This window comes from Caulobacter sp. S45 (genome assembly GCF_009765965.1).
In the GTDB taxonomy this organism is placed as follows: domain Bacteria; phylum Pseudomonadota; class Alphaproteobacteria; order Caulobacterales; family Caulobacteraceae; genus CAHJWH01.
In genome coordinates, this window is sequence record NZ_LMUL01000014.1 from 2,124,494 (window position 1) to 2,147,797 (window position 23,304).

Below are 23,304 nucleotides of genomic sequence, written 5' to 3' on the forward strand. Positions count from 1 at the left end.
CTGACCCAGGGCGCGCGAGTGGTGATCCGGCTCAGCGGGACTTCTCAGCAGGGCCGCGCCATGATGACGGTGGTGGACGACGCCCTGCCCGCCGGCTTCGAGATCGACAGCACCCTGACGCCCGACGACGGCGACACGGCGGCGGACGCCGACAACACCGTCGGCTCGGAAGACCGTTCCAAGGCCAAGGGACCGTTCGCCTTCCTTGGCGCATTGACCCAGGCCTCGGTGCAGGAGAGGCGCGACGACCGCTATGTCGCCGCCTTCACCCTGCCGGGGAACAAGAGCTTCGCTTTCGCCTATGTGGCGCGGGCGGTGACGCCGGGCGACTTCTTCCTGCCGGGCGCCACCGCCGGCGACATGTACAAGCCGGCGGTCACCGCCCGCACGGGCGCGCGCCGGGTGAAGATCCAGCCCGCCCAGTGACGTGCGGGTGAAGCGGTGGAATTGGCTCGCCGCCTCCACGGTCGGCCTGTGCGGGCTGATGGCGGCGGAGGTGGTCGTGGCGGGGTTGGCCCTGGCCTTCCCGCCGCCGCTGGAGCGGGTGCAACGCGCCTCGCCGGTGGTGCTGGACCGGCACGGCGCCTGGTTGCGGGCCTTGCCGGCCGACCAGGGCCGCTGGCGGCTGCGTGCGGACCTGGAGCGGATCGACCCCCTGTTTGTCCGCCGCCTGGTGGCGCTGGAGGACGCCCGCTTCTACCTGCATCCGGGGGTCGACCCGCTGGCGGCGCTCAGGGCGGCGGCGGGGGACCTGAGGTCGGGACGCATCCGCTCGGGCGGCTCGACCCTGACCATGCAGCTGGCCCGCCGGCTCGATCCTCGGCCGCGCACCTTTACAGCCAAGCTGATCGAGACCGTCCGCGCCTTTCAGCTCGACGCCATGCTTGGCAAGCGGCGGGTGCTGGCCGACTACCTGACCCTGACCCCCTATGGCGGCAACCTGGAGGGGGTGCGCGCGGCTTCGCTGGCCTGGTTCGGCCATGAGCCGTCCAGCCTGAGCGACGCCGAGCAGGCCCTGCTGATCGCCCTGCCCCAGGCGCCCGAGGGCCGCCGTCCCGACCGTCATCCTGTGGCCGCTCGCAAGGCGCGCTCGCGCATCCTGGCGCGGCTGCAGACGGCGCACCTGATCTCGCCTGAGGCGCGCGCCGTGGCCGAGGCCGACCCTCTGCCCCATCGCCAGCTCCTGCCGGCCCTGGCCTGGCAGGTGGCGGGCCAGCTCGCCCGCCGGGCCCAGCCCGACCAGCCCAATGTCGTCACCACGCTAGACGCCGGGCTGCAGGCGCGGCTGGAGGCGATGGCGCGGCGCACGGCCGAGGCGCAAGGCGTCTCCAGCTCGGCGGCGATCCTGGTGGTGGACGTGAAGACCCGTGCCGTGCGCGCGGCGGTGGGATCGGCGGGGTTGGACCGGCCCGGCGGCTGGATCGACATCACCCGCGCGCTGCGCTCGCCGGGCTCGGCGCTGAAGCCGTTCATCTACGCCATGGCGTTCGAGTCCGGACTGGCGGCGCCCGATACGAAGCTGAACGATGCGCCGGCGGTCTACGGCGCCTACCGGCCCAGGGACTTCGACCGCAGCTTCCACGGCCAGGTCACCGCACGCCAGGCTCTGCAGGATTCCCTCAACGTGCCGGCGATCCACATGCTGGCCGCGGTGGGACCGAGCGCGTTCGAGCAGCGTCTGCGCGCGGTAGGTGTGAACATGGTGCGGCCCAAGGCGGCGCTGGCCGCGCCCAGCCTGGCCCTGGCGCTGGGTGGGGAGGGGGTGAAGCTGCGCGACGTGGCGCTGCTTTATGCGGCGCTGGACGACGGCGGGATCGCCAAGCCCCTGGCCTGGACCGAGGCCGAAGCCGACGCCCGGCCGCGCGAGCCCGGCGCGCGGCTGGTGCGGGCCGACGCCGCCGCCCAGGTGCTCGACATCCTGCGCCAGACCGTCCCTCCCATCGGCCGCGCCTCGCCCCTGATTGGCGAGGGCCGGGTCAAGGTGGCGTTCAAGACCGGCACTTCCTATGGTTTCCGCGATGCGGTGGCGGCGGGAGTCGGCGGCGGCTACGTGGTGATCGCCTGGACCGGTCGGCCGGACGGCGGCGCACGCTCGGGGCTGACCGGGCGCGAGGCCTCCCTACCGCTGCTGTTCGAGGTGTTCGACCTGCTGCAGTCCGGCGCCGCCTCCGCTCCGCCGGAGGATCTGCACACCGCGCCACCCGCCCTGCAGCAGATGGCGGGCGAGGATGATCTGCCGCCGCGCCTGGTGTTCCCGCCCAACGGAGCGCGGTTGCAGCTCGACGGATTCGGGCCGAAGGGACCAGGCATGGTGCTGATCGCGCGAGGTCGCGAGGTGCGTTGGTACGTCGACGGCGCGCCCATCCCTTATGACGCCGTCACCGGCCAGACCCTGTGGCGTCCGCGCGGACCCGGCTTCTATCGCCTGGAGGCGGTGGACGCGGAACAGCGCCGCGTCGTGGCGCGGGTGCAGGTCGAGCGGTAACGCGGGCGGCCTTCAGGTTTCCGCCCGTGGCAGCTCCAGGTCGACACGCAGCCCGCCGAACCGCGACTCCGACAAGGTCAGCGAACCCCCGTAGGCGCGCGCCAACTCGTCGACGATGGAGAGTCCAAGGCCCGACCCCGGCGCATTTTCGTCCAGCCGTTCACCGCGCTTCAGCATCGCCAGGCGCTGGTCCGGCGGCAGGCCCGGCCCGTCGTCTTCCACCGTCAGCCGCCAGCGAGTGGCGCTCAGCGGTTCGGCCTCGGCCCGCACCCGGCTGCGGCAGAATTTGCAGGCGTTCTCCAGCACGTTGCCCGCCAGCTCCTGGAGGTCCTGGCGCTCGCCCAGGAACAGCAGGTCCTCGCCCGCCTCCCAGTCGATCATCACCTCGCGAGCGCGGAAGATCCGCTCGAGGGTGCGCACGATCTCGTCCAGCACCTCGGCCACCGGCGTCCGCTCGCCCGAGCCCTGCGAGCGGGCCGCCGCGCGCGCCCGGCGCAGGTGGTGCTCGACCTGGTGGCGCATGGTCTCGGCCTGGCGCGTCACCATCTCCGACAACGGGCCCGGGGTGCGGACCGCTTCGGTCAGCAGGACCGAGATCGGCGTCTTCAGCGCATGGGCCAGATTGCCGACATGGGTGCGCTGGCGCTCCACCACCTCCTGGTTATGGTCGAGCAGGGCGTTCAGCTCGTTGGCCAGCGGCGCCAGCTCCGAAGGATAGGGGCGGGTGAGGCGCTGGGCGCGGCCCTTGCGCACCTCGGCGATCTCGCGGCCCATGGCGAACAGCGGGTTCAGGCCGACGCGGACCTGGATGAACACCACCCCGACCAACCCGACGCCCAGGATCGCCATGGCCGCGGCCGTGGCCCAGCCGAAGCGGCGCACGTCGCGGTCCAGCGCGGCGCGGTTCTGGGCGGCGACGAACAGCACCGGCGCGGCATGGCCTGGCAGGAAGGCGAGCAGGGCGCTCGCTCTCAGGGGCTCACGCCCGTCCTGCGCCGGCCCCAGGGTGTCGTAGTAGAAGAGCTGGCCCGGCTTAGCCTGGAGCATGGCCAGGGTCGGCGGGGCGACGTTCAGCACCTGGTCCCACAGCGAGCGGGAGCGGGCGATCGCTATGGGCCGTCCGCCCTTGGGCAGGTCGGCGATCTGCCAGTAGGCGCCGGAATAGGCGCGCCGGAAGTCGCCACCCAGGGACGGGGCGGTGATCTGGCCGCCCGCATCTACGCCCGCGCCCGCATACAGGTCGTTAGCCAGGACGGTCAGGTCGTAGTTGAACCGGCTGGTGGCGGCGTGATGGAAGAAGGCGGTCAACGCGATCCCTATGGCGGCCAGCAACAGCAGGCTCCAGATCGAGGCCAGCGCGATCAGCCGGGCGACCAGTGAGCGGCTGCCGAACCCGGGCGCCGCCTTGGCGATGGCCGGGGTGCGGCGCAGGGATAATCTCAAGCGCGCCGCCTCACACAGCCGGCGCCTCGCCCGCCAGCGGCAGCAGGCGGTAGCCGAGACCGCGCACCGTCTCGATCCGGTCGGGGCCGATCTTCTTGCGCAGCCGGCCGACGAACACCTCGATAGTGTTGCTGTCGCGGTCGAAGTCCTGGTCGTACAGGTGCTCGACCAGCTCAGTGCGGCTGATCACCCGGCCTTGATGCATCATCAGATAGTGCAGCAGGCGGTATTCCAGCGAGGTCAGGCGCAGGGGCTCGCCGTCCACCGCCGCCCGCGCCGCACGCGGGTCCAGCCGCAGCGCCCCGCATTCCAGCGCCGCCTGGGCGTGGCCGGCGGCGCGGCGCATCAGGGCCCTCAGCCGGGCCAGCAGCTCCTCGGTGTGGAAGGGCTTGGTCAGATAGTCGTCGGCCCCGGCGTCGAACCCGGCGACCTTCTCGCTCCAAGCCCCGCGCGCGGTCAGGATCAGCACCGGCGCGGCCATGCCGCCCTTGCGCCAGCGCTCCAGCACCGTCACCCCGTCGGTCTTGGGCAGACCCAGGTCCAGCACCACCGCGTCGTAGGGCTCCGTCTCGCCCAGGAATTGCGCCTCCTCGCCGTCGGGGGCGTAGTCCACCGCATAGCCGGCGTCGGCCAGGGCCTGCTTGAGCTGACGGGACAGGTCGGGGTCGTCTTCGACCAGCAGTACGCGCATCTTCGCTCCTTGGAGCCAGTAGGGTTAGGGGCCGCCGACCGCGCCGATGATACGCCCGGTGACAGCGTCCACCAGGTAATCGGTCCGGCGCCCGTTCTGGCCAGCCCAGCGCAGACGGTACACCGCATGGCCGTTCGGTCCAGGTTCAAGGCCGGCGTCCAGCTCGCGGCCGGGCGCGCGACTGCGCACGGTGGCGATGGCCTGGCTCAACGGGATGTGGCGGCCCTCGCGCACGGCGCGGCGCACCTCGTCCTGCTGGGCGCCCCAGCCCTGCTGGTCCAGCGAGTTCGGCGCGCGCGGACCGCGGTAGGGCGGCGGCGGCTCATCGGGCCAGCGACCGCCGGGCCCCGGATAGCCCCCAGGATAAGCCCCCGGGCCGCCTCGCCAGCCGCCGCCTGGAAAATAGCCCCGTCCGGGTCCCGAGCCGCCGCCAAAGCCAGGTCCGCGCCCACCCCCGCGTGGAGGACCGCCCCCGCCGTGAAACATGCCGCCGCCGCCACGACCGCCGCCCCCGCCGCCATGGCGCCCCTGGGCCGATACCGGCTGAACGCCGGCGGCCAGCAGCGCGATCGCCGCGAGGAGAGCCATGAAACGCGAAATCATCGGCCTCTTCTGCCGGTGGCGGACTGAACGTCCCCTGAACAGCCTATGGGCCGCGTTTGAGGACTCGGGATGTCAAAGACGAAAAGCGTGAACCCAAACCGTGTCTCAACGGCGCCCCGGCGCGTAGGGATGATCCTTTCGCCAGGTCTCGGCGATCTGCTCCAACTCCGGATCGATCCGCTCAGGCAGGGTGACGACGAGGCGGGCGAACAGGTCGCCGCGCTTGGCGCCGCCGCCGTCGTATCCGCCCCGACCGCGAAGCCTCAGCACCGCCCCGGAATTGGAATGGCGGGGCACCGTCAGCGCCACGGTCCCGTCCGGCGTGGGCGCGTCCACCTTGGCCCCCAGCACGGCGTCGGGGACGGAGACGGGCAGGTCCATGTGCAGGTCCGCCCCCTCGATGCGGAACACCGGGTGCGGACGGATCGCCAGTTCGATCAGGGCGTCGCCGGTCGGCCCGCCACCCCGGCCAGGATAACCCTGGCCGCGCAGTCGCAGCGTCTGGCCGTTGACCGCGCCCTTGGGGATGGTGACATCCAACGTACGGCCATCTTGGAAGGAGATCCGGCGTGTGGCGCCCTTGATCGTCTCCTCCAGATCGACATCCAGCCTCGCCTGGACATCAGAGCCACGCATGGCGAAGCCGCGTCCGCCCCGAGCCCGCCCTGAGAACATGCCGCCGAAGATCTCGTCGACATCGACGCCTTCGAAACCGCCGCCGTGACCGGGAAAGCCGCCGCCGTTTCCGCCCGGGAAGCCGCGATGCACTTCGCGTCCATCGCCGTCGATCTCGCCCCGATCGTACTTGGCGCGCTTTTCCACATCGCCCAGGATGTCGAACGCTGCGCTCAGGCGCTTGAAGCGTTCCTCGGCCGCCTTGTCGTTGGGATTCTGATCCGGGTGCAGGGTCTTGGCCAGCTTGCGGAAGGCCTTGCGCACGTCGTCTGCGCTGGCCGACCGATCGACGCCCAGCTCGGAATAAAGGTCTTGCGCCACTTACAGTCCACACCGTGAGGAGGTCCCGCGTCCGGTGTTCGGGCGCGGCGTGCAAGACTTAGGCGATCCTGGTTTCCGGGCAAGGGGCGTTGTTGCAAAATCGCAACAGCGCTGGTGGTTTTACTTCCGCTTAGGCGATCCGCTGTGCTGGAGCAGCGCGTCGAGGGTCTGGGCGCGATGACCCACATCTTCGGCTAGCCGCCGGCAGAGGTCGCGTACGCCCACGGGATAGGCCTCGCCGCCTTCCGCGATCTCCGCGGAGAGGTGCACGGCGGTCAGCAGGGCTTCTTCCAAAGCGGTGATCTGTTCGCTGGCGGCTTGCCTGGCCTCGGTCATAAGCCGGTTTGCGCGCGCGGCCGGCGTCTCAGTAACAGCCGGAACGACTGAAAGCTGCGGGAGGGTCATCTTCCATCTCCAAGCCTCAAATTGCGACGTTACGTCGCGGGGACTTAACTGGATAACGAGTAAACGCCGTTCGGGTTCAGGAAAGCTTTACGATATTGCGAAGCTTCCAGATTTGTGTCCAGTAAGCAACATTAACTAGGGGGTCAGTCCTCCGGCGGCTCGTCCATCAGGTCGTAGGCGGGGAAGTCGATGGCGTCCTCCACATCGGCCAGAGCGGTTTCCGAAACCACCTGCCCGCGGACGCTGACGCCGGCGCGATGGACGCTCTCGGGATCGCCGCTCACCAAGGGATGCCAGCTCGCCAATCCCCGCCCCTCATACAGGCGGCGGTAGGCGCAGGAGCGCGGCATCCAGGTCAGCTCCTCGATCTTGTCGGGGGTCAACTTGATGCAGTCGGGGACGTAGCGGCGGCGGCGGGGATAGTTGCTACAGGCGCAGGTCTCGGTGTTCAGCAGGCGGCAGGAGATGCGGGTGGGGATGATCTCGCTGGTGTCCTCATCTTCGAACCGCACCAGGCAGCAGCGTCCGCAGCCGTCGCAGAGGCTCTCCCACTCCTGGGAGGTCATCTCGGCCAGCGGCGTGGTTTCCCAGAACGGGCGGTCGGGTTTTGCGATGGGATCGGACATGGCTCTCAACCCCAATGTAGGGACTTAAGCTTAAGCTCGCGCCTGTGACTTCGAATCCTCCCCCTATCCGCGTCGATCTCGCCCAGGGCCGCCGGCGCCGCCTCACCCGCCGCACGCGCGGTTTGGCGGCGATCGGGCTGGCCCTGCTGCTGGTTCTGGGCCTGGGCATGCTGTCCGGCTGGAAGCTGGTCTTCGCCGATCTGCCGCCAACCCCCGACAAGGCGGCCCTGTGGTCGCTGAACCGGCCGCCGGGCGTCACCTTCCTGGACAAGGACGGCGCGATGCTGGCGGTGCGGGGACCGCGTCATGGCCAGGTGGTGGTCCTGGGCGATATGCCCGCCTACCTGCCGCGCGCCTTCCTGGCGGCGGAGGACCGGCGTTTCTACGCCCACCATGGCGTGGACCTGGAGGGCGTCGGCCGCGCCGCCTGGGCCGACGTCAATGCGCGTCATGTGGTGCAGGGCGGCTCCACCATCACCCAACAGGTGGTGCGCAACATCTTCCTTAGCTCCGACCAGACCTGGAAGCGCAAGCTGCAGGAGGCCGCGCTGGCGTGGCGGATCGAAGGGACCTTGTCCAAGGACGAGATCCTGGAACTCTATCTTAACCGCATCTATTTCGGCGACGGCGCCTATGGGGTGGAGGCGGCGGCCCAGACCTATTTCGGCAAGTCGGCCCGGACCTTGACCCTGTCGGAAGCCGCCCTGCTGGCGGCCCTGCCCAAGGCGCCGTCCCGTTTGGACCCGGCCAACGACCTGGATGCGGCCCTGGCCCGCTCGCGCATCATCCTGGGCCAGATGCGCCAGGACGGCTGGATCACCGACGCCCAGCGCCAGGCGGCCATCGCCGCCCCGCCCAAGCTCGCCCCCGAAAAGGCCGCCGAGGGCGATTTCGGCTATGTGCTGGACCTGGCGGCCTCGCGCGCCCGCGACCTCGCCCACGATGGCGCGCCCGACCTGATCGTGCGGCTGACGGTGGACCCCAAGCTCCAGGCCGTGGCGGCGCAGGCGGTGCGCGAGGGCGTGGCCCAAGGTGCGCGCCAGGGCGCGACCCAGGCCGCATTGGTGGCCCTGTCCCCAGATGGCGCCATCCGGGCGCTTGTCGGCGGCAAGGACCATCGCGCCAGCGCCTTCAACCGCGCCACCCAGGCGATGCGCCAGCCGGGCTCGGCCTTCAAACCGTTCGTCTACGCGGCGGCGCTGGAAGCCGGTGTGCAGCCGGGCGATGTCCGCAACGACGCCCCGGTCAACTTCCACGGTTGGTCGCCCGGCAACTATGGCGGCCATTATTCCGGCTCGGTGACGGTGGCCGATGCGCTCGCCCGTTCGATCAACACGGTGGCGGTGAAGCTGACCCACCAGGTCGGCGCCGACAAGGTGGCGGCCCTGGCCCAGCGGTTCGGCCTGAGCATGATCCCGGCCAAGCCCAACCTGTCGATCGGGCTGGGCGCCTACGAGGTCGATCTGCTCGACCTGGTCTCGGGCTACCAGGTGTTCCAGCAGGACGGCCGTCATCCCGAGCCCTATCTGATCGAAACCATCATCAACGCTCACGGCGACGTGCTCTACAAACGGCCCGACGTGCCGCCCCAGCAGGTCTACGATCAGGCCCACAACCGGCTGATGGTGAAGATGATGCAGGGCGTTATCGCCCACGGCACTGGGCGCAAGGCCGACATCGGCCGCCCCGCCGCCGGCAAGACCGGCACCAGCCAGACCTGGCGCGACGCCTGGTTCGTGGGCTTCACGCCGGACTGGATCGCGGGCGTCTGGGTCGGCGACGACCGCTCCCGTCCCATGGCCAAGGTGGCGGGCGGCGAACTGCCGGCCGAGATCTGGCGCCGCTTCATGCTGGCCGCTCATGCGGACACGCCCGTCCACGACTTCCCGCCGGTGCTCGAGACCACCGCCCCCCAGGCTCCCATCGCCCCGCTCGCCGACCATATGGACGAGACCGACGAGCCCGACGCGCCTTCCACGGGTCCCGAACAACCCGGCCCCTCCACACCTCCGCCCAAGCCGCCGCCCGCGAATTCGCGCGAGTCCTTCTATTCCGGTCTGGCGGACGACTTCGGTCAGGCCGCCGGCGAACCGGGACCGCGGCCGTGAAGCGGGCCTTGGCTGTCGGCGCCCTGACGATGGTCACGGCGGGATGCAGCCATATCGGCTGGAGACGATCCGGTTCGAGGGTTTACGGCACGTGTTGATCAGGCTCATGCAACCTCAGGACCACGCGGCGATCTGGCGGGTGCTGGAGCCGATCATCCGCGCCGGCGAATCCTACGCTTTGCCCCGCGACATGGACGCGCCCGACGCGATCGCCTTCTGGGCCAATCCGGGCCACGAGACTTTTGTCGCCGAGGTCGACGGCGAGGTGGTCGGAACCTATTTCCTGCGCGCCAACCAGCTCGGCGGCGGCGCGCACGTGGCCAACGCCGGCTATGCGACCGCGGTCGGGGCGACCGGGCGGGGGATCGCCCGCTCCATGTGCGAGCACTCCATGACCCGCGCCCGCGAGCTGGGATTCAGGTCGATGCAGTTCAACTTCGTGATCAGCACCAACGAACGCGCGGTGCGTTTGTGGAAGAGCCTGGGCTTCGAGATCGTCGGCCGCCTGCCGCTGGCGTTCCGCCATCCCACGCTTGGCTACGTGGACGCCTTCGTCATGTCCCAGCCGCTGCCCTAGTCGCGGTCGAAGCCCAGCATGTCCTGCATGTCGTAGAGCCCCGCCGGCCGGCCGGAGAGCCAGACGGCGGCGGCCACCGCCCCGCGCGCGAACAGGCCCCGGTCCAAGGCGTTATGGGACAGGGTGAGCACCTCGTCCTCGGCGGCGAACAGCACGCTGTGCTCGCCGATGATCCCCCCGCCCCGGATCACCGCGAAACCGATGTCGCCCGTGCGCCGCTCGCCGGTGATCCCGTCGCGCCCCCGCACGGCGGTGTCGTCCAGGGCCACGCCGCGTCCTTCGGCGGCGGCCTGGCCCAGCATCAGGGCGGTGCCCGAAGGCGCGTCGATCTTGCGGTGGTGGTGGGTTTCCAGCACCTCGATGTCGTAGGTGGCGGCCGGCAGGACGCGGGCGGCGCGGCGCACCAGGCCCAGCAGCATGTTCACGCCGAGCGAGAAGTTGCCCGATCGCAGGATCGGGATCTGAGTCGCCGCCTCGGCCAGGACCCGCTCGTCGTCGGGCATGAACCCGGTCGAGCCGATCACCAGGGCCGGTCCGCCCCGCTCGGCGCAGAGGCAGGCGAGTTCGACCGAGGCGGCGGCGGTGGTGAAGTCGATGATCACGTCGGCCTGGGCCAGGGCAGCCTCGCGGCGAACCAGGCTGTCGTCGGCGGCGTCGGGGCGGTCGAACAGGGCGGAAAGGATCGCGCCCTCTCGCATGCCCACGGCGCCGGCCACCGCCTGTCCCATGCGGCCCAGCGCGCCGGCCACGGCGATGCGGAGAGGAGGGGTGTCGTTCATGAGCGAAGTCCTAGCGCCCGATAGGAACGATGACCATCCGTCCCCGTCATCCCGGCCTTGACGGAACTGAGAGCCGGCCGGCTTACGCCCGCGACTCCTCCGTCCCGGTCAGGCCGCCCCAAAACTTGCGCGCCTTGGAGAAGAAGCCGGCGTGGCGGGGGTGATGATGCTCGGCGGTCGAGGGTCCGGCGCAGCTTTCGTTCAGCTCGCGCATCAGCTCCTTCTGGCGGACGGTGAGGTTGGTGGGCGTCTCCACGTACAGCTCGACGATCAGGTCGCCCCGGTCGCGGCCGCGCAGCGCGGGCATGCCCTTGCCCTTGAGCCGGACGGTGCGTCCGGTCTGGGCGCCCTCCGGCACCTTGACCTTCACCTTGCAGTCCCCCTCGCAGGGCGTGGGCCCGGCGTTGAGGCAGGGGGCTTCGATCTCGCCGCCCAGCGCTGCGGTGCACATCGGCACCGGCACGTGGCAGTGCAGGTCCAGCCCGTCGCGCTCGAACAGCTCGTGGGCGCGCACCGAGACGAAGATGTAGAGATCGCCCCGAGGGCCGCCGCGCGCGCCTGCGTCGCCTTCGCCGGCGACACGGATGCGGGCGCCGTCGTCGATGCCGGCCGGCGCGCGCACCGACAGGGTGCGTTCCATGCGGACCTGGCCGGCGCCATGGCAGGCGCGGCAGGGATCGGCCACCACCTGGCCGCGACCGCCGCAGCGGGGGCAGGTGCGCTCGACCGCGAAGAAGCCCTGCTGGGCCCGCACCCGGCCGGCGCCGCCACAGGTGGCGCACGTGGCGGGATGGGTGCCGGGCTTGGCGCCGGAACCGTCGCAGACCTCGCAGCTCTGCACCGTGGGAAAGCGCACCTCCAGCTCGTCGCCGGCGAAGGCCTGTTCGAGCGAGATCTCCACGTCGTAGCGCAGGTCCTGCCCGCGCGCGGGTCCGGTGGGGCGGCGGCCCGAATTGAACATCTCGCCGAACGCCTGACCGAACACCTCCGAGAAGATGTCGCCCATGTCCTGGAAGCCCTGGCCCTGCCCAGCGCCGCCGCCTCCGCCGCCCTGACCGTTCACCCCGGCGTGGCCGAAGCGGTCGTACATGGCGCGCTTGTTGGCGTCGGACAGCACCGAGTAGGCCTCGTTGCATTCCTTGAAGCGGACTTCCGCCTGGGCGTCTTCGGGATTGCGGTCGGGGTGGTGCTGCATCGCCGCCTTGCGGAACGCAGACTTCAGCTCGACCTCGGTGCAGGTGCGAGACACCTCGAGAACTTCGTAATAGTCGCGCGCCATGCCGCGTTTGACCTTCCGCTTGAAGCCGAGCGAACCGGCCTGCCGATCTCGTCGAAACAGATGAGCAGGGTGGACGCTGGATACAACAGGGGCCTCAGGCCGCGATCGCTCGCCGCCGAAGGCCCCCGCTAGCTCAATTCACGCGCTTCAGGCGGACTTCTTGCCGCCGTCGACTTCCTCGAACTCGGCGTCCACCACGCCGTCGTCCGAGCCATGCCCCTCGGCCGCGCCATCGGCGGGCGCGTCCTGCTGGGCCTTGTACATGGCTTCGCCAAGCTTCATCGACGCCTGCATCAAGGTCTGGGTCTTGGTCTTGATCGCTTCCTGGTCGTCGCCGTCCTTGGCCGCGGTCAGGTCGGCCAGGGCCGCCTCGATCGCCGCCTTGTCCTCGGCCGAGACCTTGTCGCCATATTCGGCCACGGACTTCTCGGTCTGGTGGATCAGGGCGTCGGCGTGGTTGCGGGCCTCGACCAGCTCCTTGCGCTTCTTGTCGTCGGCCGCATTGCTTTCGGCGTCGCGCACCATCTGTTCGATGTCGCTGTCCGAGAGGCCGCCATTGGCCTGGATGCGGATCGAGTGCTCCTTGTTGGAAGCCTTGTCCTTGGCGGTGACGTGGACGATGCCGTTGGCGTCGATGTCGAAGGTGACCTCGATCTGCGGCATGCCGCGCGGCGCGGGCGGGATACCCATCAGGTCGAACTGACCGAGTATCTTGTTGTCGTGGGCCATCGGCCGTTCGCCTTGGAACACCCGAATGGTCACCGCGGACTGGTTGTCGTCGGCCGTGGAGAAGGTCTGCGAGCGCTTGGTCGGGATGGTGGTGTTGCGCTCGATCAGCGGGGTGAACACCCCGCCCAGGGTCTCGATGCCCAGGGTCAGCGGGGTGACGTCCAGCAGCAGCACGTCCTTGACGTCGCCCTGCAGCACGCCCGCCTGGATGGCCGCGCCCAGCGCCACCACCTCGTCGGGGTTCACGCCCTTGTGCGGCTCGCGTCCGAAGAAGGCCTTCACCGCCTCCTGCACCTTGGGCATGCGGGTCATGCCGCCGACCAGCACCACTTCGTCGATGTCGCTGGCCTTCAGGCCCGCATCCTTCAGCGCCTGCTGGCAGGGGCCGATGGTCTTGGTCACCAGGTCTTCGACCAAGCTCTCCAGCTTGGCGCGGGTGAGCTTGATGTTCAGGTGCAGCGGACCCGAGGCGTTCATGGAGATGAAGGGCAGGTTCACGTCGTACTGGGCGACGGTGGACAGTTCCTTCTTGGCCTTCTCGGCCTCTTCCTTCAGGCGCTGCAGGGCCAGCTTGTCCTTGCGCAGGTCGACGCTGGACTCGCGCTTGAACTCGTCGGCCAGGTAGTCGACCACGCGCAGGTCGAAGTCCTCGCCGCCCAGGAAGGTGTCGCCGTTGGTGGCCTTCACCTCGAACACGCCGTCGCCGATCTCCAGCACGGAGACGTCGAAGGTGCCGCCGCCCAGGTCATAGACCGCGATCTTCTTGCCTTCGGTCTTGTCCAGGCCATAGGCCAGGGCCGCCGCGGTCGGCTCGTTGATGATGCGCAGCACTTCCAGGCCGGCGATTTTGCCCGCGTCCTTGGTGGCCTGGCGCTGGGCGTCGTTGAAGTAGGCCGGGACGGTGATGACCGCCCGATCGACCTTCTCGCCGAGGGTGGCCTCGGCGGCCTCCTTCATCTTCTGCAGGATGAAGGCGCTGATCTGCTGGGGCGAATAGTCCTTGCCGTTGGCGCGCACCCAGGCGTCGCCGTTCGGGCCCTTGACGATGTCGTAGGGCACCATGCCCTTGTCCTTCGTCACCATGGGATCGTCGAACTGGCGGCCGATCAGGCGCTTGATGGCGAAGAAGGTGTTGCCCGGATTGGTCACGGCCTGGCGCTTGGCGGGCTGGCCGACCAGGCGCTCGCTGTCGTCCAGGATGGCCACGACCGACGGCGTGGTGCGCACGCCCTCGGCGTTCTCCACGACCTTGGGGGACTTGCCGTCCATCACGGCCACGCATGAGTTCGTGGTGCCGAGGTCGATGCCGATAATCTTGCTCATTCAGTCCAACTCCTGAGTGTGGCGGACGGCCACGGAGGGTTGCGGCCTTGTCAGAAGCGCCGCGCCTGTCCGTCCCCTTGGATTTCGTGTTCTGGCGGTCGCCTCCCGACGTCCACCCGGTCCCGTTTCGCACGCCGAGGCGCGCGTCTCCAGGCCCAGCGTCGATATGGGGGCCGCGCCGTGCGCCGCAAGTCCGAACCCCTGCGGCGCGAGGGCTTGGGTTCGTCCTCCGGTCAGCCCGCCCGCTTGGCCAGCCAGTCGTCCACCTCCGGCAGCCGTTCGGCGCGCACCTTGGCGTTATACTCGATCTGCGCCCGCGCCTTGCGCACGTCGCCCCGCGCGGAGGCGGCGATGTGGGCCTGGGCGAAGACGTCCAGGGCGTCGGCCGTGGCCGTGTCCACCGCGCCGGAGGCGAGGCGGGTGACGTAGCTGACCCGCGCGCTGCTATCGAGCAGGGGCTCCACCTTGGCCCAGTGGGCGGCCGCGAAGTCCAGCGCCAGCTTGGGATGGGCGCCCGACACCGCCGAGATGATCCCCGGCGCGGTGGTCGGCTCGGTCTCGCCCGAGATCGACAGGTCCAGCGCCCGCTGCGCCAGCACCGGATCGCGCGCCCGGCCGAGCAGGGTGTAGAACTCCGTTTTCTCCAGCGAGGTCGAGGCCTTGCGGGCGAGCTGGTGAATCTCTTCCCAGGTCGCGGCGTCAGCGTTGAGCCCGACGATGGCCAGCACCGCGCGGCGCGTGGCGGGATCGAGCCGTTCGCCTCGGGCCAGGGTCTCGAAGCGGCGATGCGCCTCGGCCACCACGGCGGGGTCGCCCATCCGCCCCATCGCCGCCAGCACCACCTGCCGTTCGGCGGCGGTGTTCACCGGATCATTCGGCTTCGCGTCCCAGCCCAGCCGCTCCAGCTCAGGGCCTAACCGCGACAGGGCGTAGGTGCGGAACTTCGCCTGGCCGGACAGGCCGTCGTAGAGATGGTCCAGGCCGGCGAGCTGACCCGCCAGGGTCGACCACACCACCGGGTCCGCCCCGATCGGCAGCTTTGTCGACAGCCGCATGAAATCGGCCATGGGGACGTAGCCTGCGTTCGCCCCCGCTGAGGTGTCGTTCAACACGCCCAGCTGATCATCAGGCGTCAATCGGGGATATAGGTCCGAGATTCGGGCCGCCGTCCCGCCTTCGTAAAGGGCGCGCACGTAGCTGGTCTGCCCGGCGTTCACCACCGAGGTGCAGTCGGAGGCCTTGTCCGCCAGCGGCGTGCTCAGCACCAGGCTCCGGTGATACTGCGGCCCTTGGATGTTCAGCGGAGTGCGCCAATGGCCCGTCGCGGTTGCCGGGGGGGCGAGAAACTGGCTGGGCGTCAGTTTGAACCAGCCCTGTACGCGATCTCCCAGACAAGATTCTTCGTCGACCCGCACCATCGGCACGCCCGCCTGCAGCGTGAAGTCATGGGCGATCCCGGTGATCTTCTTCGGGCTGACGGCGTCGATCTCGCGCCATAGGTCGTCGGTGACGGCGTTGCCGTAGGCGTGGTGGGCGACATAGTTGCGGATGCCGCTCCGCCAGGCGTCCTCGCCGGTGTAGGCCTCCAGCATGCGGATCACCGAGGCGCCCTTGTCGTAGGTGATGTCGTCGAACGCGCCCGAGGCCTGCAACACGTCGTCGATCGGGGTGATCACCGGGTGGGTGCCGTCCTTGGCGTCGACGCCCATGGCGCGCTGCTTGGAATTGAGCTGCTGCAGCCAGACCTTCCATTCGGGATGGAAGTGGTCGGCGACCTTGTTCTCCATCCACGAGGCGAAGCCCTCGTTCAGCCACAGGTCGTCCCACCAGCCCATGGTCACCAGGTCGCCGAACCACTGGTGGGCCATCTCGTGGGCGACCACGATGTAGACGTTCTGGCGGTCGTCCTCGGTGGCGATGCGCGGGTCGATCAGCAGGTCGCGCTCGAAATAGAAGATCGCGCCCCAGTTCTCCATCGCCCCGAAGAACTGGCTCGAGCCCGGCCCGCCGATCAGGTCGAGCTTGGGCAGCGGGTACTTGGTCCCGAAATAGCTGTTGTAATAGGGCAGGATCTGGCTGGCCGCATCCAGGGCGAACCCGGCCTGGGCGGTGTCGCCCCGCTTGACCACCACGCCGACGTCGACCCCATCGACCATCCGCGACACTCGTTCGAAATCGCCCAGGCCGAAGAACAGCAGATACGAGCTCATCTTCGGCGTCTGGGCGAACCGCACCCGCTTCAGGCCGCCGGGCAGCGCCTCGCTCGAGGCGATGGGCATGTTGGAGATCGCCATCTGGCCGGCGGGGACCACGGTGGTCAGGCTGAAGCTGGCCTTGCGGCCCGGCTCGTCGAACGAGGGGACGAAGCGCCGCGCATCGGAATTCTCGAACTGGGTGAACAGGCCGCGCGCCTTGCCGTGGGGCGTGTCGTAGTCCAGCGCGAACAGCCCGGACGCCTGCTGGTAGATCTTGCCGCTGTAACGGATGTCCAGCCGATGGCGACCCACCGCGAGGGGCTGGGCGAAGGTGAAGCGCGCGGTCTGCTGCTCCGGGTCGAGCGCGATGGCCGGCGTCTCGGTCCGGCCGTCCAGCCGCACGCGGGCGAAGGCGATGTCGGCTGCGTTCAGGACGACGGTCCGCGTCGCACGCCGCACATCGATGTCGATGGCGACGGACCCGGTGAAGGTCAGGGCCTTGGCGTCGGGCCGCACCGAGATGGCGTAATGATCCGGAACCACGTCGTCCGGCAGGGTCAGGCGCGTCCCCGCCGCTGCGTGTGCAGGCTCCCCGACCGGCGCGGCGAGGCTGTGCGTTGCGGCAAGTCCTACCAGTGCGAGCGCTGAAGCGGCGCAGACCAGTGTGTTGCGAAGCGGAACCGGGGTATGAAATCGCATAACGACGCCTTGCGAAGGGAATGGGCCGGCTTACGGAAATTCCGCCCGTTGCGCCATAGGCGGTTACGGCGTCTGCGTCGCAGCCGTGGAGGCTTGCGGTTTGCCCGGACCGCCGATAGGTTCCGCGCCCTCGCTCAAGCCCACGAAAGTGGCCGCGACCTGGAGAGGTGGCTGAGTGGTCGAAAGCACCGCACTCGAAATGCGGCGTACTTGCAAGAGTACCGTGGGTTCGAATCCCACCCTCTCCGCCAAACTGCTCCCTACTTTATAAATGAGCGCCGGCTTTCCGGATTGCCGAGCGGGCCGCGTCTGCTTGGCGGTCGCCGGATCGAGGTGCGCTTTGGCGGTGGCGCGAGGCCGGGTAATATTTCGATTATGCCGCATCCGAAGTTCGGCAAGGCGGCGCCTAGTTCCTATGGTATCGCTACCGTGAAAACCTGAGGTCGATGTCCCGATGAAGCTCCTGCGCTATGGTCCCCGCGGACAGGAAAAGCCCGGTCTCGTCGATGTGCACGGCGTGGTGCGCGACCTGTCGGGTCATGTCGCCGACATCGGTCCGGCCGAGCTGTCGCCCGAGGGTCTGGCAAGGCTGTCCGCTATCGATCCGGCGAGCCTGCCCCCGGTGCACGAGGTCGTGCGCTACGGCGTGCCGTTCGCCGGCAGCCGCAAGTTCATCGCCATCGGCCTGAACTACGCCGACCACGCCGCCGAGTCGAACCTGCCGCTACCGACGGAGCCGGTGGTGTTCATGAAGGCCATCACCTGCCTGCAGGGGCCGAACGACGATGTGATGATCCCGCGGAGTTCGAAGAAGACCGACTGGGAGGTGGAACTCGGCGTGGTGATCGGGACCCGCGCCCGCTACGTCGAAGAGGCGCAGGCCCTGGACAATGTCGCCGGCTATTGCGTGATCGACGACGTATCCGAGCGCGAATACCAGATCGAGCGCGGCGGCACCTGGGACAAGGGCAAGGGCTGCGACACCTTCGGCCCTGTCGGTCCCTGGCTAGTCACCCGCGACGAGGTGGGCGACGTGCAGAACCTGGACATGTGGCTGGAGCTGAACGGCCGGCGCATGCAGACTGGCAATACCGCCACAATGATCTTCGGCGTGGCCAAGTTGGTCAGCTATCTCAGCGAGTTCATGACGCTGGAGCCCGGCGACATCATCACCACCGGCACGCCGCCGGGCGTCGGTATGGGCCACAAGCCCGAGCCGTTGTACCTGAAGCCCGGCGACAGGGTGCGGCTGGGCATCGAGAAACTCGGCGAACAGGGCCAGACCTTTGTGGAATGGAGCCGCTGACGCGGCTCAGATCGTCCAGCCGCCGTCGATGACGTGGACCTGGCCGGTGGTGTAGCCGGCCCCAGCCAGATAGACGACCAGGTCGGCGATCTCTTCCGGGGCGCCGAGCCGGCCGATCGGCTGGCGGGCGATGAAGGCGGCGCGGGTGCGTTCGTACTCGGCCTGGTCGCCTTGCTCGCCCATGCGTTCCTGCAGCGACGGGGTCTCCACCGTTCCGGGGCAGATGGCGTTGCATCGCACGCCGCGCCCGACGAAATCCTTGGCCACCGACTTGGTCAGGCCGACCACCGCCGCCTTGGTCACGCCGTACACGAACCGGTTGGGCACGCCGGTGACGCTGCCGGCGACCGACGACATGTTGATGATCGACCCGTCGCCGCGTTCGAGCATGCCGGGCAGCACCGCCCTGATCATCCGGACCATGGCCTTGACGTTCAGGTCGTAGGCGAAGTCGAGCTCCTGTTCCGTACAGTCCAGGATCGTGCCGCTGTGGACGGCGCCGGCGCAGTTGAACAGGATATCCACACCGCCCAAGCTCTCGACCAGGCGTGTCGCGGCGTCCGGATTCCTGACATCGAGGGGCTCGATCCGCAGGCCCTGGGCGCCGACGTCCGCCAGCTTCTCCAGATTGACGTCGGTGGCGATCACCTTGGCGCCGGCCCGGCTGAGGGCGAGCGCGCTCGCCCTGCCGATGCCCTGCGCGGCGGCGGTTACGAGCGCGGTCTTGCCGTTGAGGGTCATGGTTTGTCCGTATGCAGATTATAAGAATGAGGGGTGCGGCCGGCGGAAAGCATCAGCGGGTCGATGGCGTCGGCCATCAGCCTGTAGCCCTCGTCGCCGGGATGCAGGTGGTCTCCGCTGTCCGCCGCATGGGATAGCCGGGTGGGATGAGTGGGGTCGCGCATCACGGCCTCGAAGTCGATCACGCCGTCGAAGGCGCCGCTCGAGCGAATCCAGGCGTTGACCGTGCTGCGGATGGCCTCGCCTCCGGCGCTGTAATACTTGGCCCCCTCGTAAGGCAGGATGGTCCCGCCATAGATGCGGACGTCGTGGGCGTGGGTCCGGGCGATCAGCCGCTTGAACGCCGCGATCAGCTCGGACGCGCTGACCGGCTGGGCGCCGCCTTCTCCGGTGGCGGCCCGCCCGATATCGTTGATCCCTTCGAGCACGATCACCGCCGAGACGCCCGGCAGCGCCAGCGCATCCCGGTCGAAGCGGGCCAGGAGGGCGGGACCCGAGCCGTCGTGCAGGACGCGATTGCCGCTGATGCCTGCGTTCGCGACGCTCCAGGTGCGGCCGGTGGGGGTCGTGGCTAGATGGCGGGCGAACTGCTCGGGCCAGCTCATGTGCGCGCCCGGCGTCGAGGCGGCGCCTTCAGTGATGGAGTCGCCGATCGCCACCAGCAGCCGGCGAGGCCCCGCCGGCGCCACGTCGATGCGGGAGATGAAGGAGGGCGCCGTCTGCTGGATCGCGCCCGGCATGATCGCTGCGGCCGTGGCGTCGCCTTGGGCGACCTGGAGCCCGGCCAGATGGCCGCCGAGGTGAACGGGGCTTGGCCCAGGCAAGAAGGTCGACACCACGACATCGCCGAAGGCGGCGACGGGCAGGTCCACCGGATCGCTGTAGGCCGACGCCCCGCTCGAGACGGTCAGGCCGGCCCGACCGCCGAAATGTAGCTCACGATCCGAGCCAGGGATCGGGTCGCCGTTGGGCATGGCCAGGGCGATATGGGCGTGGCCGATGGCGACCGCCGCTTCGCCGGTCTCATTGGTGAACTTGACCCGCAGGCGGGACCCGGCCGTGTTCAGCCGGACCATCTCGCGGATCGTGCGGCCGGCTTCGTCGTGTTCCAGCCCCGCGCGTCGGGTGTCGGCGGGGGAAAAGGCCGGCAGACTGTAGGCCGTGATCCAGTTGGCAGGCTTGACCGGGGCGGCCTGCGCCGTCTGGGCGCCCAGGACGAGGCCGCCGGCGACAAGAAGGGCCGTGAAGGGGCGCATCAGCCATGCTCCTGATCGGTGCGGGAAGAGGGTTCGCCATAGACCACGCCGCGTCCGTCCGTGCCGACATAGACCCGGCCGAACACCCTCGGATCGCCCGAGATGGAGCGGAAGCGCCGCCCGTATTCGTGGCGCGCATCGTTGATCCGCAGCCAGGAGGCGCCGCGATCGGTCGAACGCCAGATAGCGCGCTCCCGGCCTTTCGAGCCGATGGCGAACAGGGTGGGGTAGGCGCCGTGCGGCGGCGGCTTGCCGAAGCCGAGGGCCTCCGCCGTCAGGCCGCCGCCCGGCCGCCGGAACGACCGGCCGCCGTCGGTGGAATGGAACAGGCCGTCGGCGGACGTGATCCAAAGGTCGCCGGAACGTCCGGGCGTGGCGTAGAGCGGCCAGGGGCTCTCGGGCGAAGTCGGCCGCTGGGCGCTCATCGCCGGCAGGCCATGGGCGGCCAGGCGGATGAAGGTCGAACCGCCGTCATGGCTGGCGACTATGGCGCTGGCGTCGAAGTCCAGCGCATAGAATCGTTGCGCGTCCTGACGGTCGGCCACCAGCCGGCTGGCGGTGGGTGCACCTACGACGCCGCGCCAGGATCGCCCGAGATCGTGTGTGATCATGGGCACGGGCGTCATCAGCGCGATGGTCCCACCGTCCGCCGAGAGGGTGACGGCTGCGCCCTTGACCGGCGAGGGGGTCGGCAGCGGCGTCCAGGTGCGTCCCAGGTCCTGCGATACAGCGACGGTGGCGTCTCCACTGTGCGCCGCGATTCCGCTGCGCACCACGACGTCGGCGCGACCGGCGATGTCGAGCGTGTCGGTGTTGTTGAAGATTGGGCTCTGGAACATCTCGGTGGGCGAGGCGTCCAGCCGGTCGTGGACGAACCCGCCGATGTCGCCGAACCCGCTGATCAGGTGCGGGCCCCGTTGCGGACTGGCCAGGGTGATCACCGCGGTCTGCTCGATCCCCTCCACCCAGGGTTTCCAGGTGATCGGCCGGCTCCGGTCGGCGTCGGTGAGGTCGTGGGTCGCGTACAGGGTCGCGCCGGTGGTGTAGACCGCCGTGTCCGGGTCGAACGGGTCGATGGCCAGCGCCGCCATCCACCAGCCGAAGTCGGCCTCGCGCTTGCCCCACAACAGGAAGGGCGTGGCGGAGACGTCGCGCCGGCTGAGGCCGCGCAGGTCCCGCCAAGTGCGCCCGCCGTCCAGCGAACGCCAGATCACATCGCCCTTTCGCGTGCTGTCCACCGTCGCCACCACCAGGACGCCGGGACGGCTGCGGTCCAGGCTCAAGCCCATATAGCCGGGCGCGGGACCGGCGCCCTTGTCGGGGGTGATGTCGGTCCAGGCGCCGGTGTGGGTGTCGAGTTTGAACACCGCCCCGGCCTTGATCCCGTTCGGTCCCGTCGCGTCGCTGTAGGCGACGTAGAGCATCCCGTTGTTGTCGATCTGGGCCTGCACCGGGAGCAGGCTCGTATCGGGACCGCCCGGTATAGCCTTCCAGGTCGCGCCGGCGTCGTCGGAGCGGATCAGGTGCGGGGCGGCCGGGTCGGCCACCCCGGCGATGATGGTCCTGGAGCGCTGTCCCTGCGCGCCGCTGGACGGATCGAACACCACGAAGCCGACCCCCGCCCTCGTGGGTGAATGCGGCGGGGTCGAGCCGAGGCCCTTCCAGGGGAAACTCTGAACCTTGGCCCAGGTGCGGCCGTGGTCCAGGCTCCGCTGCAGGCCGTCGAAGCGCGAACCGAAGTAGAGGATCGAGGTGTCGTTGGGATCGATCGCCAGCCGCTCGCCGAGACCTCGGCCGTCCTCGTTGCCGCCCATGCGGAAGGGGACGGGGGCCACGTCCCAACTGTCGCCCCGGTCGCGCGAGCGCAGGATCGCCGAGGGCGCGTGGCGCGAGACCCCGACGGCTGCATAGACCACATCGGGGTCCACCGGGTCGGGGGCGATGCTCTCGACCCCGAACCAGCTCCCCTCCGCGAAGGCGTCCTCCAGCGGTGTCCAGCGCCCCGCCTTGGCGTCCCAGCGATAGGCGCCGCCCATGTCGGAGCGGGCGTAGGCCAAGCCCCGCTCGGCGCGGCTGAACACCACGCCCGGGATGAAGCCGCCGCCGCCGACCTTCACGCTTCGCCAGACATAGGCGGGGGAAGGCGGCCGGACGGCGGCGGGCGAGCCCGCCAGCGCCACGGACAGGGCGAACAGGAGCGGCTTCATCGCCGATCAGCGCCCGATCACCTGAAGCAAGCGTTGCGGATCGCCGTCCGGGCTGGGCGCGCCGCTCAGCGACAGGCGACCCGCCGCGTCGTCCCAGTGCAGATGGGTCGTGACCCCGCCGCCATGCTCGTAGGCGTAGGTCTTGCCGTCGTCGTCGTAGAGGGCGAAGTCGCCGTCCGCGCCCGCATAGACCTTCACGGCGGCCAGCTTCTGGTGCTCGGCGGTGCTCTGCACCGGCTGACCCATGGGGACGATGGCGCCGGCGCGCACGAACAAGGGCAGCGTACCGATAGGAGCGGCGGCGGTGACGGTCTGGCCGCCATGCAGCCGGGCGTTGCTCCACCAGTCGTACCAGTCGGTCCCGGCCGGCAGGTAGACCTTGCGGCTGGTGACGCCCTGGTCGGTCACCGGGGCGACCAGGAAGGCCGGGCCGAACATGTATTCGTCGCCGATATTGGCCACCGCCGGGTCGCCGGGGAAGTCCATGAACAGGGCGCGCATGAACGGCGCCCCGGTCTCGTAGGTGCGCCGCCCGAGCGAATAGATGTAGGGCATCAGCGCATAGCGGAGCTTGAGATAGCTGGCCAGGATCGGTTCGGCCGCCTTGCCGTAGGCCCAGATCTCCACATCCTTGCGGCTGCCGTGCACGCGCATGGTCGGCAGGAAGGTCCCGTATTCGAACCAGCGGGTGAACAGCTCGGGATAGTCGTCGTAGCCGCCGACCACGTCGCGGGCGTCGGACGGGTCGAGCAGGGGCGGGTGGGCCGGGTGGTGGCTCGCGGGCAGGTACTGCCACCCGCCGATGTCGTTGCCCCAATAGGCCAGGCCCGAGGCGGTGAAATCCAGGCCGGGCGGC

19 protein-coding genes and 1 tRNA gene are annotated in these 23,304 nt (G+C 69.6%); 6 read left to right on the forward strand and 14 right to left on the reverse strand.

The window, feature by feature from the left end; translation table 11 throughout:
* A partial coding sequence (locus GSQ87_RS16990) for a hypothetical protein (RefSeq protein WP_158916506.1) occupies positions 1 to 426 on the forward strand: 426 nt, incomplete at its 5' end.
* A 7-nt stretch (positions 427 to 433) separates the two neighbouring features.
* Positions 434 to 2,485: a penicillin-binding protein 1C gene (gene pbpC, locus GSQ87_RS16995; RefSeq protein ID WP_254063044.1), complete on the forward strand. Its 2,052-nt coding sequence runs from the start codon at positions 434 to 436 to the stop codon at positions 2,483 to 2,485.
* A 12-nt stretch (positions 2,486 to 2,497) separates the two neighbouring features.
* On the opposite strand, the gene GSQ87_RS17000 is transcribed toward pbpC, so the two are convergent.
* The 6 genes from GSQ87_RS17000 to GSQ87_RS17025 all read right to left on the reverse strand — a co-directional run bounded on the left by GSQ87_RS17000 (position 2,498) and on the right by GSQ87_RS17025 (position 7,249).
* Positions 2,498 to 3,928 (reverse strand): sensor histidine kinase, encoded by a 1,431-nt coding sequence (locus GSQ87_RS17000; RefSeq protein ID WP_254063046.1) that lies wholly within the window; start codon positions 3,926 to 3,928, stop codon positions 2,498 to 2,500.
* A gap of 10 nt (positions 3,929 to 3,938) precedes the next feature.
* On the reverse strand, positions 3,939 to 4,619 hold the full coding sequence (locus GSQ87_RS17005; protein WP_158916507.1) for a response regulator transcription factor: 681 nt from the start codon (positions 4,617 to 4,619) through the stop codon (positions 3,939 to 3,941).
* Between the two features lie 24 nt (positions 4,620 to 4,643).
* Positions 4,644 to 5,222 (reverse strand): PepSY domain-containing protein, encoded by a 579-nt coding sequence (locus GSQ87_RS22960; RefSeq protein WP_158916508.1) that lies wholly within the window; start codon positions 5,220 to 5,222, stop codon positions 4,644 to 4,646.
* A 105-nt stretch (positions 5,223 to 5,327) separates the two neighbouring features.
* Positions 5,328 to 6,218: a DnaJ C-terminal domain-containing protein gene (locus GSQ87_RS17015; RefSeq protein ID WP_158916509.1), complete on the reverse strand. Its 891-nt coding sequence runs from the start codon at positions 6,216 to 6,218 to the stop codon at positions 5,328 to 5,330.
* Between the two features lie 120 nt (positions 6,219 to 6,338).
* Positions 6,339 to 6,623, reverse strand: a complete 285-nt coding sequence (locus GSQ87_RS17020; RefSeq protein WP_216839367.1) for a hypothetical protein — start codon at positions 6,621 to 6,623, stop codon at positions 6,339 to 6,341.
* 143 nt (positions 6,624 to 6,766) lie between these two features.
* Positions 6,767 to 7,249, reverse strand: coding sequence for a YcgN family cysteine cluster protein (locus GSQ87_RS17025; protein ID WP_158916511.1), 483 nt, complete (start codon positions 7,247 to 7,249; stop codon positions 6,767 to 6,769).
* A 44-nt stretch (positions 7,250 to 7,293) separates the two neighbouring features.
* Here GSQ87_RS17025 and GSQ87_RS17030 point away from each other — a divergent pair, with 44 nt between their 5' ends.
* Both GSQ87_RS17030 and GSQ87_RS17035 read left to right on the forward strand, forming a co-directional pair.
* On the forward strand, positions 7,294 to 9,357 hold the full coding sequence (locus tag GSQ87_RS17030; protein ID WP_158916512.1) for a transglycosylase domain-containing protein: 2,064 nt from the start codon (positions 7,294 to 7,296) through the stop codon (positions 9,355 to 9,357).
* 106 nt (positions 9,358 to 9,463) lie between these two features.
* Positions 9,464 to 9,934, forward strand: a complete 471-nt coding sequence (locus GSQ87_RS17035; RefSeq protein WP_158916513.1) for a GNAT family N-acetyltransferase — start codon at positions 9,464 to 9,466, stop codon at positions 9,932 to 9,934.
* On the opposite strand, the gene dapB is transcribed toward GSQ87_RS17035, so the two are convergent.
* The 4 genes from dapB to GSQ87_RS17055 form a co-directional block, all read right to left on the reverse strand.
* Positions 9,931 to 10,713, reverse strand: coding sequence for a 4-hydroxy-tetrahydrodipicolinate reductase (gene dapB, locus GSQ87_RS17040; protein WP_158916514.1), 783 nt, complete (start codon positions 10,711 to 10,713; stop codon positions 9,931 to 9,933). The two genes, GSQ87_RS17035 and dapB, sit on opposite strands and share 4 nt — an antisense overlap.
* Positions 10,714 to 10,795: 82 nt before the next feature.
* Positions 10,796 to 11,992, reverse strand: a complete 1,197-nt coding sequence (gene dnaJ, locus GSQ87_RS17045; protein WP_158916515.1) for a molecular chaperone DnaJ — start codon at positions 11,990 to 11,992, stop codon at positions 10,796 to 10,798.
* 147 nt (positions 11,993 to 12,139) lie between these two features.
* Positions 12,140 to 14,044, reverse strand: a complete 1,905-nt coding sequence (dnaK, locus tag GSQ87_RS17050; protein ID WP_158916516.1) for a molecular chaperone DnaK — start codon at positions 14,042 to 14,044, stop codon at positions 12,140 to 12,142.
* 233 nt (positions 14,045 to 14,277) lie between these two features.
* On the reverse strand, positions 14,278 to 16,938 hold the full coding sequence (locus GSQ87_RS17055) for a M1 family metallopeptidase (RefSeq protein ID WP_158916517.1): 2,661 nt from the start codon (positions 16,936 to 16,938) through the stop codon (positions 14,278 to 14,280).
* A gap of 161 nt (positions 16,939 to 17,099) precedes the next feature.
* On the opposite strand from GSQ87_RS17055, the gene GSQ87_RS17060 reads away from it, so the two are divergent.
* A tRNA-Ser gene (locus GSQ87_RS17060) sits at positions 17,100 to 17,189 on the forward strand.
* A 203-nt stretch (positions 17,190 to 17,392) separates the two neighbouring features.
* The gene (locus GSQ87_RS17065; RefSeq protein ID WP_158916518.1) at positions 17,393 to 18,244 is read left to right on the forward strand and encodes a fumarylacetoacetate hydrolase family protein; all 852 of its coding nucleotides are present in this window, start codon (positions 17,393 to 17,395) and stop codon (positions 18,242 to 18,244) included.
* Between the two features lie 6 nt (positions 18,245 to 18,250).
* Here the strand turns inward: GSQ87_RS17065 and GSQ87_RS17070 are convergent, their stop codons facing one another.
* The 4 genes from GSQ87_RS17070 to GSQ87_RS22850 form a co-directional block, all read right to left on the reverse strand.
* On the reverse strand, positions 18,251 to 18,985 hold the full coding sequence (locus GSQ87_RS17070) for an SDR family oxidoreductase (protein ID WP_158916519.1): 735 nt from the start codon (positions 18,983 to 18,985) through the stop codon (positions 18,251 to 18,253).
* Positions 18,982 to 20,241 (reverse strand): SGNH/GDSL hydrolase family protein, encoded by a 1,260-nt coding sequence (locus tag GSQ87_RS17075; RefSeq protein WP_158916520.1) that lies wholly within the window; start codon positions 20,239 to 20,241, stop codon positions 18,982 to 18,984. The genes GSQ87_RS17070 and GSQ87_RS17075 overlap by 4 nt, the downstream gene beginning before the upstream one ends.
* The gene (locus tag GSQ87_RS17080) at positions 20,241 to 22,448 is read right to left on the reverse strand and encodes a sialidase family protein (RefSeq protein ID WP_158916521.1); all 2,208 of its coding nucleotides are present in this window, start codon (positions 22,446 to 22,448) and stop codon (positions 20,241 to 20,243) included. Before GSQ87_RS17080 ends, GSQ87_RS17075 begins: the two co-directional genes overlap by 1 nt.
* A gap of 6 nt (positions 22,449 to 22,454) precedes the next feature.
* Positions 22,455 to 23,304: TIM-barrel domain-containing protein (locus GSQ87_RS22850; RefSeq protein ID WP_254063048.1), on the reverse strand; the 850-nt coding region annotated here is incomplete at its 5' end.

Bases quoted from the DNA above. Each gene is read 5' to 3' on its own strand.
- GSQ87_RS17005 (WP_158916507.1), bottom strand. From the start codon at position 4,619: ATGCGCGTACTGCTGGTCGAAGACGACCCCGACCTGTCCCGTCAGCTC.
- GSQ87_RS22960 (WP_158916508.1), bottom strand. From the start codon at position 5,222: ATGATTTCGCGTTTCATGGCTCTCCTCGCGGCGATCGCGCTGCTGGCC.
- GSQ87_RS17020 (WP_216839367.1), bottom strand. From the start codon at position 6,623: ATGACCCTCCCGCAGCTTTCAGTCGTTCCGGCTGTTACTGAGACGCCG.
- GSQ87_RS17025 (WP_158916511.1), bottom strand. From the start codon at position 7,249: ATGTCCGATCCCATCGCAAAACCCGACCGCCCGTTCTGGGAAACCACG.
- GSQ87_RS17035 (WP_158916513.1), top strand. From the start codon at position 9,464: ATGCAACCTCAGGACCACGCGGCGATCTGGCGGGTGCTGGAGCCGATC.
- dapB (WP_158916514.1), bottom strand. From the start codon at position 10,713: ATGAACGACACCCCTCCTCTCCGCATCGCCGTGGCCGGCGCGCTGGGC.
- dnaJ (WP_158916515.1), bottom strand. From the start codon at position 11,992: ATGGCGCGCGACTATTACGAAGTTCTCGAGGTGTCTCGCACCTGCACC.
- dnaK (WP_158916516.1), bottom strand. From the start codon at position 14,044: ATGAGCAAGATTATCGGCATCGACCTCGGCACCACGAACTCATGCGTG.
- GSQ87_RS17055 (WP_158916517.1), bottom strand. From the start codon at position 16,938: ATGCGATTTCATACCCCGGTTCCGCTTCGCAACACACTGGTCTGCGCC.
- GSQ87_RS17065 (WP_158916518.1), top strand. From the start codon at position 17,393: ATGAAGCTCCTGCGCTATGGTCCCCGCGGACAGGAAAAGCCCGGTCTC.
- GSQ87_RS17070 (WP_158916519.1), bottom strand. From the start codon at position 18,985: ATGACCCTCAACGGCAAGACCGCGCTCGTAACCGCCGCCGCGCAGGGC.
- GSQ87_RS17075 (WP_158916520.1), bottom strand. From the start codon at position 20,241: ATGCGCCCCTTCACGGCCCTTCTTGTCGCCGGCGGCCTCGTCCTGGGC.
- GSQ87_RS17080 (WP_158916521.1), bottom strand. From the start codon at position 22,448: ATGAAGCCGCTCCTGTTCGCCCTGTCCGTGGCGCTGGCGGGCTCGCCC.